Annotated in this window: 12 protein-coding genes and 3 pseudogenes; 9 read left to right on the plus strand and 6 right to left on the minus strand. The window is 59.4% G+C overall.

The annotated features are described in order from the left end of the window. Positions 1-10: 10 nt before the first annotated feature. The 9 genes and pseudogenes from ACF0H7_RS03850 (at position 11) to ACF0H7_RS03890 (ending at position 6,452) form a co-directional block, all read left to right on the plus strand. A complete protein-coding gene (locus tag ACF0H7_RS03850; RefSeq protein ID WP_397451478.1) occupies positions 11-742 on the plus strand; it encodes a HugZ family protein in 732 nt (243 codons plus the stop codon). Between the two features lie 65 nt (positions 743-807). Then, positions 808-1,287, plus strand: a complete 480-nt coding sequence (locus ACF0H7_RS03855; protein ID WP_397451479.1) for an FxsA family protein — start codon at positions 808-810, stop codon at positions 1,285-1,287. A gap of 255 nt (positions 1,288-1,542) precedes the next feature. Continuing rightward, a complete protein-coding gene (locus ACF0H7_RS03860) occupies positions 1,543-1,836 on the plus strand; it encodes a co-chaperone GroES (protein WP_020292988.1) in 294 nt (97 codons plus the stop codon). A gap of 52 nt (positions 1,837-1,888) precedes the next feature. Beyond that, a complete protein-coding gene (gene groL / locus ACF0H7_RS03865) occupies positions 1,889-3,532 on the plus strand; it encodes a chaperonin GroEL (RefSeq protein WP_397451480.1) in 1,644 nt (547 codons plus the stop codon). Between the two features lie 192 nt (positions 3,533-3,724). Further along, the gene (gene colR / locus ACF0H7_RS03870) at positions 3,725-4,408 is read left to right on the plus strand and encodes a two-component system response regulator ColR (RefSeq protein ID WP_397451481.1); all 684 of its coding nucleotides are present in this window, start codon (positions 3,725-3,727) and stop codon (positions 4,406-4,408) included. After that, on the plus strand, positions 4,398-5,663 hold the full coding sequence (locus ACF0H7_RS03875; RefSeq protein ID WP_397451482.1) for a sensor histidine kinase: 1,266 nt from the start codon (positions 4,398-4,400) through the stop codon (positions 5,661-5,663). Before colR ends, ACF0H7_RS03875 begins: the two co-directional genes overlap by 11 nt. A gap of 173 nt (positions 5,664-5,836) precedes the next feature. After that, positions 5,837-5,984, plus strand: a pseudogene (locus ACF0H7_RS03880) (SAM-dependent methyltransferase); the annotation flags it as partial. Further along, positions 5,969-6,243, plus strand: a pseudogene (locus ACF0H7_RS03885) (lipopolysaccharide kinase InaA family protein); the annotation flags it as partial. The pseudogenes ACF0H7_RS03880 and ACF0H7_RS03885, both read left to right, overlap by 16 nt. Next, positions 6,243-6,452 (plus strand): hypothetical protein, encoded by a 210-nt coding sequence (locus tag ACF0H7_RS03890; RefSeq protein ID WP_397451483.1) that lies wholly within the window; start codon positions 6,243-6,245, stop codon positions 6,450-6,452. The pseudogene ACF0H7_RS03885 and the gene ACF0H7_RS03890, both read left to right, overlap by 1 nt. A 131-nt stretch (positions 6,453-6,583) precedes the next feature. Here the strand turns inward: ACF0H7_RS03890 and ACF0H7_RS03895 are convergent, their stop codons facing one another. The 6 genes and pseudogenes from ACF0H7_RS03895 to ACF0H7_RS03920 all read right to left on the minus strand — a co-directional run bounded on the left by ACF0H7_RS03895 (position 6,584) and on the right by ACF0H7_RS03920 (position 16,101). Then, positions 6,584-9,634: a multidrug efflux RND transporter permease subunit gene (locus ACF0H7_RS03895; protein ID WP_397451484.1), complete on the minus strand. Its 3,051-nt coding sequence runs from the start codon at positions 9,632-9,634 to the stop codon at positions 6,584-6,586. Between the two features lie 14 nt (positions 9,635-9,648). Next, the gene (locus ACF0H7_RS03900; RefSeq protein ID WP_397451485.1) at positions 9,649-10,800 is read right to left on the minus strand and encodes an efflux RND transporter periplasmic adaptor subunit; all 1,152 of its coding nucleotides are present in this window, start codon (positions 10,798-10,800) and stop codon (positions 9,649-9,651) included. 132 nt (positions 10,801-10,932) lie between these two features. After that, positions 10,933-12,029 (minus strand): annotated as a pseudogene (locus tag ACF0H7_RS03905) (DUF1513 domain-containing protein). A gap of 1 nt (position 12,030) precedes the next feature. Then, positions 12,031-13,104 (minus strand): imelysin family protein, encoded by a 1,074-nt coding sequence (locus tag ACF0H7_RS03910; RefSeq protein ID WP_397451486.1) that lies wholly within the window; start codon positions 13,102-13,104, stop codon positions 12,031-12,033. A 24-nt stretch (positions 13,105-13,128) separates the two neighbouring features. After that, a complete protein-coding gene (locus ACF0H7_RS03915; RefSeq protein WP_397451487.1) occupies positions 13,129-14,556 on the minus strand; it encodes a di-heme oxidoredictase family protein in 1,428 nt (475 codons plus the stop codon). Between the two features lie 207 nt (positions 14,557-14,763). Further along, a complete protein-coding gene (locus tag ACF0H7_RS03920) occupies positions 14,764-16,101 on the minus strand; it encodes an imelysin family protein (protein WP_397451488.1) in 1,338 nt (445 codons plus the stop codon). Positions 16,102-16,120 lie beyond the last annotated feature (19 nt).

Raw genomic sequence — 16,120 nt, forward strand, 5'->3', positions numbered from 1 at the left:
GAGTTACAAGATGAGTGCGAAAGCCGTCAAGCAAGCCCGCGAGCTGCTGCTCAAGGAATACCGTGGCGTTCTGTCCACGCACTCGAAGTCGATGCCGGGTTATCCGTTCGGCTCGGTGGTGCCTTATTGCCTGGACGATCAAGGCCGTCCGCTGATTCTGATCAGCCGCATCGCGCAACACACCCACAACCTGCAAAAAGATCCCAAGTGCTCGATGCTGGTGGGTGAGCGTGAGGCCGAGGATGTGCAGGCGGTTGGGCGGGTCACGGTGCTGGCCGAAGCCTCGAAGCTGACTGACAGCGCCGCCATTGACGCCGCAGCCCTGCGTTATTACCGCTTCTTCCCTGAGTCTGCGAGCTATCACAGCGCTCACGATTTTGACTTCTGGGTCCTGACCCCGGTGCGCTACCGCTTTATCGGTGGCTTCGGAGCCATTCACTGGCTGGACGATGTCGCCGTGGCCAACCCGTTCGCTGGCGCGGCCGAAACCAGCATGGTCGAGCACATGAACGAAGACCACAGCAAAGCCATCGCCCATTACGTGGCGCTGTCGGGTCTGCCGCAAAGCGAACCGGCGAAATTGGTTGGAATCGACAGCGAAGGCCTGCACCTGCGCATCGCTGCAGGCATATACTGGTTACCCTTTGCGCAGTCTTGTAATACCCCGATACAAGTTCGCGAAGCCTTGGTCCAACTGGCCCACGCCGAAAAATGGCCCGTCGCAGAAGCCGAGGAAGCTTGAATTCACGATTCCGCGACGTCACATAGGGTTTATTGGAAGTCATCTTCCGTTCAGGAACTCCTTTGATGCGCGTTTTCTTGTTTCTCTTCCTGCTGTTTCCAGTGCTTGAGCTGTTCGTTCTGGTCAAGGTCGGCATGGCCATCGGTTTTCTGCCGACCTTCCTGCTGGTGGTCGCCACCTCGATGCTCGGCTTGTTTCTTATCCGTGTCGCCGGCTTCGCCACCGCCTTGCGCGCGCGTGAAAGCCTGTCGCGTGGCGAATTGCCTGCTCAGCAGATGCTTGAAGGCCTGATGGTCGCCGTCGGTGGCGGCCTGCTTCTGCTTCCAGGTTTCATCAGCGATGTGCTGGGTCTGATCTGCCTGCTGCCGGTCACTCGTCGGGTGCTGGTCAATGGCATCCGCAAGCGCGCCGAAGCGCAGTCGATGCGCCAACGTGCCTTTGCCGATGAACCGCAAGCCGCTGGCCCTGGCCGTGCAGGAGCGGTTCAGCCCGGTCAGCGCCAGCCCACCGTGATCGAAGGTGAATTCGAGCATCGCGACAAGTAAGGGTATCCACGGTCTACGCGGCGTCTGCGGGCGCCGTTGGCGTTATAACCATTGATACGTTTCGCAAAAAAATTATGTCTCAAGCCTTGTAATCACCTCGCTCGCCCTTATGTATGGGTCACCGCAAGGTTTCTGGTGAAATCGCCAGACCGTATTCTGCGGTTCGCTCGCCGAACCGCAACCGGCAACGCCGGATGTTCTAAACCACCGGTGTCGACACCGGACGTTAAAAACCACAATTAGGAGAGATCGACAATGAAGCTTCGTCCTCTGCATGACCGCGTCGTAATCCGTCGCAGCGAAGAAGAATCGAAAACCGCTGGCGGTATCGTTTTGCCGGGTTCGGCTGCTGAAAAGCCTAACCGTGGCGAGATCCTCGCTGTAGGTACCGGCCGCGTGCTGGACAACGGTGAAGTACGTGCGCTGGCTGTGAAAGTGGGTGACAAAGTGGTGTTTGGCCCGTACTCCGGCAGCAACACTGTGAAAGTTGACGGCGAAGACCTGCTGGTGATGAGCGAGAACGAAATTCTCGCAGTCGTCGAAGCCTGAGCATCTCCCGCGCACTTTCCCGTTACTACAAAGTATTTAAGGAATAACGATCATGGCTGCTAAAGAAGTTAAGTTCGGCGACGTTGGCCGTAAGAAAATGCTGGCTGGTGTAAACGTGCTGGCTGACGCGGTAAAAGCGACCCTGGGTCCAAAGGGCCGTAACGTGATCATCGAGAAGAGCTTCGGCGCTCCTCTGATCACCAAGGACGGCGTTTCGGTTGCTAAAGAAATCGAACTGAAAGACCGTTTCGAAAACATGGGCGCGCAGCTGGTCAAAGACGTTGCCTCCCGTGCCAACGATGACGCTGGTGACGGTACTACTACTGCAACCGTTCTGGCTCAAGCCATCGTCAACGAAGGCCTGAAAGCCGTCGCTGCCGGCATGAACCCGATGGACCTGAAGCGCGGCATCGACAAGGCGACCATCGCCATCGTTGCTGAGCTGCGCAAGCTGTCCAAGCCTTGCACCGACACCAAGGCTATCGCTCAGGTAGGTACTATCTCCGCGAACTCCGACAATTCCATCGGCGACATCATCGCTGAAGCCATGGAAAAAGTGACCAAAGACGGCGTTATCACCGTTGAAGAAGGCACTGGTCTGGAAAACGAACTGTCTGTCGTTGAAGGCATGCAGTTTGACCGTGGCTACCTGTCCCCGTACTTCATCAACAAGCCAGACACCATGGTTGCCGAGCTGGACAGCCCGCTGATCCTGCTGGTTGACAAGAAGATCTCGAACATCCGCGAAATGCTGCCAGTTCTGGAAGCAGTGGCCAAAGCCGGCCGTCCGCTGTTGATCGTTGCCGAAGACGTTGAAGGCGAAGCCCTGGCGACCCTGGTTGTGAACAACATGCGCGGTATCGTCAAAGTTGCAGCCGTCAAGGCTCCAGGTTTCGGCGACCGTCGCAAGGCAATGCTGCAGGACATCGCTGTCCTGACCGGCGGTACCGTTATCTCCGAAGAGATCGGCCTGAGCCTGGAAACCACTACCCTGGAACACCTGGGTAATGCCAAGCGCGTTGTGCTGAACAAAGAAAACACCACCATCATCGACGGTGCTGGCGTTCGTTCGGACATCGACTCGCGTATCGCTCAGATCCGCACTCAAGTGGCTGACACCACTTCGGACTACGACAAAGAAAAACTGCAAGAGCGTCTGGCCAAGCTGTCCGGCGGCGTTGCAGTGATCAAAGTCGGTGCTGGTTCCGAAGTTGAAATGAAAGAGAAAAAAGCACGCGTTGAAGACGCCCTGCACGCTACCCGTGCAGCCGTTGAAGAAGGCGTGGTACCTGGCGGTGGCGTGGCACTGGTTCGCTCGCTGCAAGCTATCTCCGGTCTGAAAGGCGACAACGCTGATCAGGACGTCGGTATCGCTCTGCTGCGTCGCGCTGTAGAAGCTCCACTGCGCCAGATCGTTGCCAACTCCGGTGACGAGCCAAGCGTTGTTGTCGACAAGGTCAAGCAGGGTTCGGGTAACTTCGGTTACAACGCTGCTACCGGCGAATACGGCGACATGATCGAAATGGGTATCCTGGACCCGGCTAAAGTGACTCGCTCTGCTCTGCAGGCTGCGTCGTCGATTGCCAGCCTGATGATCACCACCGAAGCGATGATCGCTGACGTGGTTGATGACAAGGCACCGTCTGGCGGCATGCCAGACATGGGCGGCATGGGCGGTATGGGCGGCATGATGTAAGCCAGCTTTACCCCTTAGCTGTACTCAAAAAGAACCCCGCCTTGTGCGGGGTTTTTTTTGTTGAGTAACGGAAAACTGTGGGAGCATTGTTTTTGTAGGAGGCGGTCTGACCATAAGGTCTGGCCGAACGCGTCTCGACGCCTTAAGCTGCGCCAGCTTCAAAGGTCATTACTGATACGGAGAGAGTGCTCCATGCGAATCCTGCTGGTGGAAGACAATCGCGACATCCTGGCCAACCTGGCGGATTACCTGGGTTTGAAAGGCTATACCGTCGACTGCGCGCAGGATGGTCTTTCCGGTCTGCATCTGGCGGCCACCGAACATTACGATTTGATCGTACTCGACATCATGTTGCCGGGTATTGATGGCTATACCCTCTGTAAGCGCCTGCGCGAGGATGCACGCCGCGATACGCCGGTGATCATGCTAACGGCGCGGGATCAACTGGATGACCGCCTGCAAGGCTTCCGCTCCGGTGCCGATGACTACCTGCTCAAGCCGTTTGCCTTGTCCGAACTGGCTGCACGTATTGAAGCCGTGTTGCGCCGTGCCCAGGGCGGCGGGCGGCGGACATTGCAGGTGGCGGATCTGATCTACGACCTAGATACCCTGGAGGTCAGTCGCGACGGGCGTTTGCTCAAGCTCAACCCGGTAGGCCTAAAGCTGCTGGCGGTGCTCATGCAGAAGAGCCCGCATGTCCTGCGTCGCGAGATTCTTGAAGAGGCGTTGTGGGGCGATGATTGCCCGGACAGCGACAGTCTGCGCAGCCACGTGCACCAATTGCGTCAGGTGATCGATAAGCCCTTCGCCAAGCCACTGTTGCAAACAGTGCATGGTGTGGGTTATCGCCTGGCCGAGGGCCGTGATGGAGTTTAAGCAAAGCCTTGCGCAGCGGATTATTATTGCGTTTGCGCTGATGAGTGCGTTGGTCGCCGGGTCGTTCGCCCTCGGGATCGTGGCGACGGTCCATCTGGTAGAAGAAAAACTGATTTCCGCCGGGTTGGGGGGAGACCTGAATCGCTTGCTGCTGATGGACAGCGTGAGTGACTGGAATCATCGTCCCGAACCGGATCAACTGTTTTACTTCAGCAACGGTCGTGGCGACTTTGCGCTGCCGAAAGACTTGCGCAGCCTTGATTCAGGGTTTCATGAAGTTTTCCGTGGCGATATCTCGTATCACGCGATGGTCGAGATCGTTGACGGCCGGCGTTATGTGCTGTTGCAGGATCAAAGCGATTTTGAAGAGCGTGAACGGGTGCTGTTCGCCGTGGTGCTGGTGGGCTTCGTGCTGGCGCTGGCGTTGGCGGTGTTCCTCGGCTGGATCCTTGCGCGTCGGGTGATGGCACCGGTGGTCCGATTGGCTCGGCAGGTGCGTCACCGCGATCAATTGCTGGGGCTGGCGCCGCCGTTGGCACCGGATTATGCCGCCGATGAGGTGGGTGAATTGGCCGTGGCGTTCGATGCGACGCTGGGCCGTCTGCGCCAAGCCCTGACCCGTGAGCGGCTGTTCACCAGTGACGTCAGCCATGAACTGCGTACACCGTTGATGGTGCTCGCCAGCTCCTGTGAGTTGCTGCTGGAAAACACTGGCCTCGATCAATCCGCGCGTGCCCAGGTGGAGCGTATCGCCAGGGCCTGTGAAGAAATGCGCGACCTGGTGCAGACCTTCCTGATGTTGGCGCGTACTCAGCGTGAGGATGCCAACGCCTCGAAGATTTCTCTGGGCGCGGTGGCCGAGCAATTGACCTCGCTGTGGCGCGAGCCCATCGAACGCAAGGGGCTGCGGTTGATCTTCGAGCCAGCGGCGACTTCCGGCGACTTCTATAACACCACCTTCCTGCTGGCGGTGATGGGGAACCTGCTGCGTAACGCACTGCATTACACAGACAGAGGTTTTATTCGTCTGACCCTTGAAAACAGCGGCTTCGTGGTTGAAGACAGCGGCGTCGGCATTCCTGAAGAAAAGCGCGAAGCCATGTTCCAGCCGTTCGTGCGCGGGAATGAGCAGCGTGGTGAAGGTTTGGGCCTGGGGCTTTCACTGGTTCAGCGTATTTGTGAAAACGAAGGCTGGCGCGTGAGCCTGAGTACCATGGAGCCCAATGGCTGCCGTTTTCAAGTGGATTTGAAGTAATAGATTAGTAGCTGAGTGCTATTAGTTACTTCGGATACTTCGAAAAACCTAGTTACACTTGATTAACTCCAATACAAAATTTTCACATGCATATGACCTGGCGATGATGGTTTCCTGCCTAAGGTAAAACTCTTTTCGATGCGGACAAATTCCCTGCGATTTTAGAGACTTCTACTCAGCTGCAACCGCCTGCAGTAGTTGCCCGAGTAAAGGTTTTGCAAACATCGGCGTTTGCTATCGACTTGCCCGATAATGCAGTAGAGAGTGTTTTGTATGCGCTTATTACATCACGTCGGTGACGCAGAGCACCCATTGACACTGTGCACTTGGGGCGTTGTCAGCACAGTTATCGATACATCAAGCACGTATTCGTGAGGGTCGCGGGCGAGGTGCAGAGGCCAGAATTGAGGAGGCGCTGCTTGATTTGGAGCAATTCCGAGGCCGCCTTTGGGCTCGTCAGGCCACCCATCACAACATGACACAATCGCGCCGCCACTCGTCGTTCAGTGCCGCAGATCAGCAGAAACTGGTCTACGTTTACGAGAAGGCGTTCGGCAGCGCCATCAAAGGCTTACGGTAATGAAACTCGAAATAGCGCGAGGTTTGTTTCTGGTAGGGGCGTTGGGGATTGCATCCTTGGCTCTTACCGTGTGGGAGCAACCGGGAACGCAGATATTGAGCGCACAAGCGGGGGCGGGGCATTGCCCGTTGCCGCGTGTCGCCAAGGTTGAGGTAACCGCCAGACCCGACCATGATTTGCTGTTGTTCATGTTCGGTTTCCGGCAATGAATCAACGCGAAAAAACAAAGGCCCCGTTTACGGGGCCTTTGTCTTCAGGGTTGCAATCTTGTGTAGGCGCGAACTTGTTCGCGAGACGGTGTGCCTGACACACCGGGTCAAACGGCTCGCCAACAAGTTATCTATGCACCCTGTACAGATACCGCTGCCTTCTTCTCCGGCTTCGCCAACAGCGTATACACGCATGGCAACACAAACAGGGTGAACAAGGTGCCCACCGACATCCCGGTCGCGATCACTGTGCCGATGTCGAAGCGGCTGACCGCGCCGGCACCTGTGGCCAGGATCAACGGCACCATGCCGAACACCATCGCCGCGGTGGTCATCAACACCGGACGCAGGCGAATCGAAGCCGCTTGTTCCACCGCTTCCCGCGCACTCAACCCCTTTTCGTGACGCAATTGGTTAGCGAACTCGACGATCAGGATTCCGTGCTTGCTGATCAACCCGATCAAGGTCACCAAACCGACCTGGGTGTAGATGTTCATGGTCGACCAGCCGAGGAACAGCGGGATCAAGGCGCCACAGATCGACAGAGGCACCGTCACCAGAATGACGAGGGCATCGCGGAAGCTTTCGAACTGCGCGGCCAGCACCAGGAAGATGATCGCCAGCGCCAGGCCGAAAGTCACCCACAGGGCGTTGCCTTCCTGAATGAACTGCCGCGAGCCGCCGGCATAATCATAGGCGTAGCCGGGCGGGGCTTCTTCGTCTGTGATCTGGCGAATGGTGTCGATGGCCTCGCCCATGCTCACGGTGGGGAAGCCCGAGATAATCGCTGAGTTCAGCTGTTGGAACTGGTTTAGCGCACGGGGTTTGGCGCGATCGCTAACCGTGATGAGCGTCGACAGCGGCAGCAGTTTGCCTTTGCTGTTTTTCACATAGTAATTGTTCAGCCACTCTGGGTTATCTCGATACGGCCGTTCGACCTGAGCGATGACCTTGTAACTGCGGCCTTCGATGGTGAACCGGTTGATCTCTGCCTCGCCCAGCAAGGTCGCCAGCGTGCTGCCCAGATCCTGCATCGAGACGCCCATCTGCGCGGCCTTGGCCCGGTCGATGTCGACGATGACTTCAGGGCGGTCGAAGGCCAGGTCTACGTCAAGGAAGGCAAACTTGCCGGAGTCCAGCGCGCGTTTTTTTATCCGGTCGACCACTTGCAGCAGCGACGCGTAATCGTTCGGCGTGTTGATCACGAACTGGAGCGGCAGCCCTTGGCCGGTACCCGGCAGCGACGGCAGGTTGAAACCGAAGATCTGCAAACCTGGAATGCTCGACAGCCTGGCCTGGACCTCGGGCAGGATCTCCATTTGCGTGCGTTTGCGCTCATTCCAGGGCTTGAGCAAGAAACCGCCGACCCCGGATTGCACGCCGTTAAATCCATTGATCTGGAACGACGAGTAGTACTCCGGGAACTCCTTGAACAGTTTGATGAAGTCGTCGGTGTAGGCATTCACATAGTTGAGGTTCACCGTCTGCGGCGCGGTGGCCAGCATGAAAATGATGCCCTGGTCTTCGTTCGGTGCCAGTTCCGACTTGGTGAACTTGAGCAGTACCGGGATCAGGCACAGCACGATCAAGGTGAACACCAGCACCACCGGGCGAGTGTTCAGAGTGCCGTGCAGGATGCGCTGGTAGCGAGACTTGAGCCGATTGAACAGCTCATCCAGCTTATGCGCCAGGCCGCTGGGGTTGGGGTCGTGACGCAGGAGCAGGGCGCACATCATCGGCGACAGCGTCAGGGCGACAATCCCGGAAATCACCACGGCCCCGGCGAGGGTCAGGGCGAACTCCTTGAACAGAGCACCGGTCAGGCCTTCGAGAAAGCCGATGGGCGCGTAGACCGCCGCCAGGGTGATGGTCATCGATACCACCGGCATAGCGATTTCCCTGGCGCCGTCCAGAGCAGCCTCAAACGGCGTTTTACCTTTTTCGATATGCCGGTGGATGTTCTCCACCACCACAATCGCGTCATCCACCACCAGGCCGATGGCCAACACCATCGCCAGCAAGGTCAGCAAGTTGATCGAGTAGCCCATCAACTGCATGAAGAACAGCACGCCAATCATCGACAGCGGAATGGTGATCACCGGGATCAGCACCGAACGTAGGGCGCCGAGGAACAGGAACACCACCACGATAACGATCAACACCGCTTCAATCAGGGTCTTCACCACCTCACGAATCGACGCTTGAATGAATAGCGTGGCGTCATAGGCCACGGAGACCTTCAGGTTGGGCGGCAACTGGCGCTCCAGTTCCGGCAGGATCTTGCGCACCTCCTTGATCACGTCCAGCGGGTTGGCGCTGGGTGTGCCCTTGATGCCGATGTACACCGACGGCGTGCCGTCGAACGAACTGAGGGTGTTGTAGTTCTCTGCGCCCATTTCCACCCGCGCCACGTCACCCAACAGCACCCTGCTGTCGCCCGAGACTTTCAGCGGGATAGCGGCAAAGGCTTCGGCCGATTTCAGTTCGGTGGCGGCGTTGATGCTGGTGACCACGTACTCGCCTTTGACCTCACCGGCCGCCGACAGGAAGTTGTAGTGGCGCACGGCATCGGTGACGTCGCTGGCGGTCAGGCCGAAACCGGCGAGGCGCACCGGGTCCAGCCACAAGCGCATGGCGAACACCTGGTTACCGAGGATATCCGCCGAGGCCATACCCGGCAGAGTTGCAAGCTTGGGTTGAATCACCCGCGACAAGTAATCGGTGATCTGCGGGTTGTTCAACTCGGCGCTGTAGAAGCTGATGTACATCAGGGCCGAGGCGTCGGCGGCTTCCTTGCTCAGCACCGGATCCTCGGCGTCCTTCGGTAGCTGGTTCTTGACGGAGTTGGCCTTGGCCAATAATTCGGTGAACAGGCGGTCGCTGTCCGAACCGATGCGCGCATAGATCGAGATCAGCGAGACGTTCTGGCTGCTGACCGAGGTCATGTAATCGATGCCCTCGGCGCTGGCCAGGCTTTGTTGCAACGGTTGCGTAATGTAGCCCTGAATGGTTTCCGCGTTGGCGCCGGGATAGGCGGTGCTGACGGTAATCAGGGCGTTTTCCAGTTTCGGGTATTCGCGGATCGACAGCTTGCTGAACGCCTGGAAACCCAGGAGCACAATCAACAGACTGACCACGGTGGCCAGCACCGGGCGACGGATGAACGGATCGGTAAAAGCCATGAATATTTCCTTGATCAGTCGACGCGCGGCGGACTGTTCTGATCGGCTTGCAGGGTCTTGTCGACACTGATCGCAACGTTGGCGCCGGCATTCAGTTTGAGCTGGCCAGCGCTGACCACCTGCTCACCCGCGTGCAGCCCTTTAGTGATTACCGCGAGACCATTGCGCCGTTCGCCGGTGCCGACGAAGCGCCGGTTGGCGGTCATGACCGGTTCGCCCTTGTCGTCTTTTTCCGGCTTGCCGTCGGCGTCTTTCTTCGGCTCCACGACGTACACCGAGTTGCCGTACAGCGTGTAAGAGATCGCGCTTTCTGGAACCAGGACACGGGTGCTCGCGCCGGGCAACAGCACTTGCAGGTTTGCGAACATGCCCGGCAGCAAGGTGCTGTCCGGGTTGGGCAGCGTGGCGCGGATCAGCACATTGCGCGTGGCGTCTTCGACTTTCGGGTTGATCGCGCTGATTTTTGCTTCGAAGGTTTGCGTGGGATAGGCGGCGAGAGTGACTTGAACCACCTGCCCGAGCGCCAGTTTCGGCAGCGCCTGTTCCGGCACATAGAAGTCGACGTACAGGCTGCTGATGTCTTGCAAGGTGGCGATCATGGTGCCGCTGGGCAGGTAATCGCCGACGTCCACCTGACGAATGCCGATGGTGCCGCTAAAGGGCGCGAGGATGCGTTTCTTCGCGAGCGAGGCGTTCAATTGCGCCACGGTGGCGCTGGCCTTTTTCAGTTGCGCCGCCATGCGGTCGAAATCGCCACGGGATATCGCCCGGCTGTCCACTAATTGGCTGCCACGGCCATGTTCGATTTGCGCCAGGCCCAGATCAGCCTCGGCTGTCCCGAGCAGGGCCTTCTCGACGTCGTTGTCCAGTTGCAGCAGCACTTGGCCGGCCTTGACCTTCTGCCCGGATTCGAACTGCAAGGCTTTGACCGTACCCGCCACCTCAAGGCTCAAGTCCACCCCTTGCAGGGCCTTGAGGCTGCCAATCGCAGGCAGCAAGCTTTGCCAGGGTTGTTCGGTGGCCGTCGCCACGCCGACACTCACGGGTGGTTTGGGTTTGGTGAAAACCTGAATCTGCCGGTAAATGGTGAAGGCCTTGTAGCCGCCCAGACTCAGTACCACCAGTAGTACAACACCCAACATAATCAGCATGCGGCGACGCAGCATATCCCGTTTCCTTGGAAAGACAGTTGAATCCGCCGGGTCGGTTGAATCCTCGGCCCGGTGTTGCCAATGGGCAACGTTGCTTACGACTGCAGGTTCGCTGACGCAGGATAGGCCTGCTGTGGCGGCGCTGCATCAAACCAGGTGTAAATGGTTATCCCAAAGGCCCATGGGCAGGTCCATCGGCGTTGCCTGCAGTGCTTGTTTGCGGCAGTCATAGAATCGGCAACGGCCTTGGCCCGACGTCACCACAAACCCATCGGCCACCGCACCTACGCCGGCGCAATCGGGCAGCGGCGCGTCCAGCCAAAGGTTGCCGGTGTCCAGATCCCAGATGAAAAAACGATTGCCGCGCGGAGCCGTCAAGGCGACCAAACGCAAATCGTTATGAACGGCGACGCTGGCGGTGTAATGGTTCATGGCCTGGCGTTGGTGGTCAGCCAACGGGAAAGAGACGAGTAACTCGCCCGGACGTTTAATGGCTAATAATTCAGCAGGCTCGTGGGCATCGCCCATGAACTGTTGACCAGTGACAATCGTGCCGTCGCTGGCGATGGCCAGGTGGCGAATACTGTTCATTGGCTGACGCAGGGTTTCGTGGCTCAGCAGGCTGCCGTCACGGCGCATCAACACCAGACTCGCTTGCATGGCGTCGAGGTTCATCTCCACCCGGCTTTCAGCCTCGGTGCGAATGCCGCCGTTGGCCACCACCAGGGTTTCACCGTCGGGCATCCACGACACCTGATGCGGGCCGACACCATGGGTGGAAAGTTCACCGCTATGCTCCAGGCGTTCGTTGACGAGGCGATAGACGCCCAGCACGCCGCGCCCGGGTCGGTCGTGTCATTCTCGGTGGCGTACAGCCATTCGCCGCTGCCATGGATCACCGCGTGCCCATAGAAATGCCGGTTTGGCTGCGAGGTCAGGGTTTGCAGCAAGCGGCCGTCGCGCAGGTCGAGCCAGTAACTTTCAGTACCCGGCCGGCGGGCGACGAACAGCGCCAGCGGCAGGTGCGGGTGGTTGACCACATCGTGGCAGCGCTGGCCTACGCGAGTCGCAAAGGCTTGCGTGCCATCCAGCCGATAACCCACGGCGTAATGCTGCCCGTCGCTGTCGTCGCGTGCCGACAACAGTAAGGGGCTGGCGTCTTTCTGGCGAAACAGCGACCAGCCGCCCAAGGTCAGCGCGCTGAGCAGCAGGCCACCCAGGCCCAAAGCCTGACGTCGCAACATATCAATCACCATCGTTTGCGTTGAAGCCCAGGGCAATCCCCAGCGCCTTGGCCAGGTCATTGCCGTGCAAGCGATGGACCTCGTTGAGGCTGTCGTAGAAGGCGTTGAGCTGTTGGCGTCCGGTTTCGCTGGCAAGCAAGTCGGTCAGCGGTGGTTGTAAGGCTGCGAGCAGGGCACGACTTTTTGCGTAGGCGGCGTCGATTTTTTCGGCCAGTGGTTTTTGCTCGCTCGACAGCAATCCGCGCAGGCCATGGTTGTCGACCCCGGTCCAGACGTTTTGCGCGCTGATCAGGCTGGCTTCGAGACTGTTCAACGACGACTTGCTGCGCCAGGACTCTGCCTGGAACGGTTGTGGTACGCCCTTGGTCTGGCGGCCCAGCGGCGTGCCGAGTTTCTTTTTCAAGCTGTCGAGCGCGGTCACTTGTACTCGCAGCAACTCGGCTATGGCTTCGTGGGAATCGGCGTAGCGCTGGTTAGGAAACTGGCTCAGTTGCGCGAGCATGCCGTCACTGCTGTTCCACGTGGTGAGGATCTGTTCGGCCAAGCCTTTCTGACGTTCGCCAATGGCCATCAACAGCGGGCAATAACGGGATTTTTGCTCGGCATTGGCCATGTCGATACTGGTGTCGTAGAGGATGTATTCGTAGGCCGATAACCCCTGAACCACCACGCTGGCGTTGGCCAATGCGCTGGCATCGACCTGCGGTTGCGCGCTCAGCAGTTGCTCGACCTGGCGCCCCACCAGATTCTTCTTGTCCGGCCAGAACTGCACCTGCCAGGCCCGATTACCCTCCGCCAACGGGCCGATCAACAATGGCTGCAATTCGGCCCAGGCTTTTTGCGCATACAGGAAGTCGGCGCGGGCGGTGTCCAGCGTGGCTGTGCCCTGGCAGAACGCCAAGGCGCTGATCGACAGCTGACGGTCGGCTTCCACCCAGCGACTGTAGGACGGCAAGATCACCTGCTTGGCAATGGCCGCCGAGGTCACGGCCTGTGGATCCTGTGGCGAGCAGGCCGCCGTGGCCAGGGCGGCGAGGGCGGTCAGGCTGCTGAGTAACAGTTTGGGGCGGAACATGTCCGGCTCCTGTGAGCTTTTACATTAAAGGGAATTCAGAAACGCCAATAACGCGTCGCGCTGTTCGCCGGTGAAGGCCAGCACCTGTTGTTGTGCGGCCTGTGCTTCACCGCCGTGCCAGAGCACCGCCTCCAGCAAATTGCGCGCGCGTCCGTCATGCAGGAATTGGCTGTGGCCGTTGACCTGCCCGATCAGGCCGATGCCCCACAGCGGTGGCGTGCGCCACTCGTTTCCAGAAGCCTGGAACTCGCTGCGGTGGTCCGCCAGGCCTTCGCCCATGTCGTGCAGTAGCAGGTCGCTGTAGGGGCGAATGACTTGATTCGCCAGTTCCGGCTCAGCTGCGTCAGCCGCTGTGGTGAACTGCGGGGTATGGCATTGCTGGCAGCCGGCCTTGTAGAACAGATTTTTCCCGGCCAGCACCTGCGAGTCGGCGACATTCCGTCGGGCCGGCACACCGAGATTGCGGCTGTAAAACAGCACCAGACGCTGGATGTTGTCGCTGACCTCCAACTCGCCGTCGACGCCGTTGCCATTGGCGGCCTGAAGGCAGTCAGTCTGGCTGGCGGTGCAGTCATCCGTGGGTTTGAGGCGGCTGGTCAGGCCCATGTCGCCAGCAAAGGCGTGAGCATTTTGCTGTTCAAGGCTCGGTTGCCCGGCTTTCCAGCCGAAGCGTCCGAGCACGGTCTTTTGCTGGGTGTCATCCCAGACCCGGTTGGCGCGACCCGAGATGCCGTCGCGGTTTTTATCGTCGGGATCGGCATTGGCCAGAATCGCCGCCTCGGGAATGGCCTCGAGCAAGCCGAGGCCGATCATTGGCGGTGCAACGCGGGCAGAGAAACGGGTCTGCGGATGCATCGGGCCATAGCCGAGCTGACTGATTTGCAGTGTGGGCTGGCGCAGTTCAACTCGCGTGCCGTCGTTGAAGGTGACGGGCACTGAGTGGTAGCTCACCCGGACCTTGGCCTCCGGTGCGACGCCGGGGATCGCCATGTCCTGCAACTGCCCGCCATACACCGGCTCTGGGAGCACGCCGAGTTTTTCGATGACGCTGGCGTAGGCCGGATCATTGGGCAGCGACAGCCGCACCAGCATCGACACGGCATTGTCGGCGTTAGGTTCCGGCGGGTGACCACGACCATCCTTGATGTGGCAGTTCTGGCAGGCATTGGTATTGAACAGCGGCCCCAGCCCGTCGCGAGCGGTGGTAGTCGAGGGCGCAATGACCCAGGGGTTACGGAAGAAACTGTTGCCGACACTGAAGTCCAGGCGTCGTGTGGGCGAGAGGTTGGCAGACGGCATCGAGAAGGCGTTTTGATCGAACTTCCTGACCGTCGCCCGGCCGCCCGACAGTTCTTCATCGGGCTCGGCTTGGGTGAAACGCGGGGCGTCATCGCACCCACTCAAGGCCATGGCCAAGAATAGGGTGGGGGTTAGGTGGCGCGGCGAAAGCATAGGTTTCCTGCAGGGGCGTTGTGGTGAGTTTTATTCGCAGGCAAGCCTGCTCCCACAGGCGTACACGATCGTCTGTAGGAGCTGCCGAAGGCTGCGATCAATTGGCATCGCGAAGGCCGTTCCGGCCTTATCGCGGCCTCCGGCAGCGCCTACAGGGACATGCGTATTGTTGGCGAAGGCGGTGTGTCAGGCACACCGCATCATCAATCAATCAAACCTGTGCTCAGCGTTATCCGGATTCAGGTCGGTGATCCCCAGCTTGCCGGCTGCCTGTTCAATCGATCCGGTCTGGTTCACCAGCGAGGCAATGGCATCACGCACGATCAGGTTGCCGTCGGTGTTGCCGGCGGCGATCAACTGGTCGAAGTGTTGCCCCTTATTGGCCTGGTCGACGATGGCTTGCAGCTTGGCCTGGGTGTCGTTCAGATCGTCCTTGAGCTTGGTGTCGGTGGCCGGATCGATTTTAGCCACCAGCGATGACAGGCTCGGCCCGCTGATTTTTTGCCCGTCGACCCGGGTATATTCGCCCAGATAAACGTTGCGGATGCCCAGCCCGTTGTAGAAGTGCGAGTGGTGGGTGTTGTCGCTGAAGCAGTCGTGCTCGTCTTCGCTGGAGTTGGCCTCCAGTGCGACTTTCATCCGCTCGCCAGCCAGTTCACCGAGGGACAGACTGCCCATGCCGAACAGCATTTTGCGCAGGCCGCTTTCGCCGGATTCGTTTTCCAGGGTCGCGCGGTAGTTGCTCGCGACGTTGGGTTTCCAGTGCCCGACCATGGTCTCCAGATCGCTCACCAACAAGTCCGTAACCGCCTTGAGGTAGGCGCGACGGCGGTCGTTGTTGCCGCCGGTGGCGCCGGGGCCTTCGACGTAATCGGTGGCCGGCCGGTTGCCCGCGCCGGGACCGTTACCGTTCAGGTCCTGGCCCCACAGCAAGAATTCGATGGCGTGGTAACCGGTGGCGACGTTGGCTTCGGAGCCGCCTAGCTCGTTCAGGCTGGCCAGTGTTTCGCCGGTGATGCGAGTCACATTGACCTTATTTTCGCCGACCTGGATTTGCGTGTTGGCGATGATGTTGGCCGTGGCGCCCGGGTTACCCAACGCAGACTGATAGTCGTTGGCGACGTAGTCGATCAGTCCCTCGTCCAGCGGCCAGGCATTCACCTGGCCTTCCCATTCGTCGATGACGCTGTTGCCGAAGCGGAACACTTCGCTCTGCATGTACGGCACGCGGGCGGCGACCCAGGCATCACGGGCGGCTTTCAGGGTTTTGTCGTCGGGGTGGGCGAGCAGTTGATCCACCGCCGTGCGCAGTTTTTTTGCGGTGGACTCGGCATCGCTGAACACGGCGAACACCATGTCGGCGTAGTTGGCGACCACCGCTTTGGCGGCTGCATCGTCCAGATGTCCGGGCGCTTCGGGCGCGGTGACGACGGCGGCAGGAGCGGGTGCCTGCACGGCGGCAGCCTTGTCCTTGTCTTCCCCGCAGCCAGCGAGCGAGACAGCGATGGCCAACAGACTGGCGGTTGCCAAAGGCATACGAATCATGACGGAATCCTGCGTCTGG

Origin of the sequence: Pseudomonas sp. NA-150 (assembly GCF_044336365.1) — a bacterium.
GTDB lineage: Bacteria > Pseudomonadota > Gammaproteobacteria > Pseudomonadales > Pseudomonadaceae > Aquipseudomonas.

Bases quoted from the DNA above. Each gene is read 5' to 3' on its own strand.
- ACF0H7_RS03850 (WP_397451478.1), top strand. From the start codon at position 11: ATGAGTGCGAAAGCCGTCAAGCAAGCCCGCGAGCTGCTGCTCAAGGAA.
- ACF0H7_RS03855 (WP_397451479.1), top strand. From the start codon at position 808: ATGCGCGTTTTCTTGTTTCTCTTCCTGCTGTTTCCAGTGCTTGAGCTG.
- ACF0H7_RS03860 (WP_020292988.1), top strand. From the start codon at position 1,543: ATGAAGCTTCGTCCTCTGCATGACCGCGTCGTAATCCGTCGCAGCGAA.
- groL (WP_397451480.1), top strand. From the start codon at position 1,889: ATGGCTGCTAAAGAAGTTAAGTTCGGCGACGTTGGCCGTAAGAAAATG.
- colR (WP_397451481.1), top strand. From the start codon at position 3,725: ATGCGAATCCTGCTGGTGGAAGACAATCGCGACATCCTGGCCAACCTG.
- ACF0H7_RS03875 (WP_397451482.1), top strand. From the start codon at position 4,398: ATGGAGTTTAAGCAAAGCCTTGCGCAGCGGATTATTATTGCGTTTGCG.
- ACF0H7_RS03890 (WP_397451483.1), top strand. From the start codon at position 6,243: ATGAAACTCGAAATAGCGCGAGGTTTGTTTCTGGTAGGGGCGTTGGGG.
- ACF0H7_RS03895 (WP_397451484.1), bottom strand. From the start codon at position 9,634: ATGGCTTTTACCGATCCGTTCATCCGTCGCCCGGTGCTGGCCACCGTG.
- ACF0H7_RS03900 (WP_397451485.1), bottom strand. From the start codon at position 10,800: ATGCTGCGTCGCCGCATGCTGATTATGTTGGGTGTTGTACTACTGGTG.
- ACF0H7_RS03910 (WP_397451486.1), bottom strand. From the start codon at position 13,104: ATGTTCCGCCCCAAACTGTTACTCAGCAGCCTGACCGCCCTCGCCGCC.
- ACF0H7_RS03915 (WP_397451487.1), bottom strand. From the start codon at position 14,556: ATGCTTTCGCCGCGCCACCTAACCCCCACCCTATTCTTGGCCATGGCC.
- ACF0H7_RS03920 (WP_397451488.1), bottom strand. From the start codon at position 16,101: ATGATTCGTATGCCTTTGGCAACCGCCAGTCTGTTGGCCATCGCTGTC.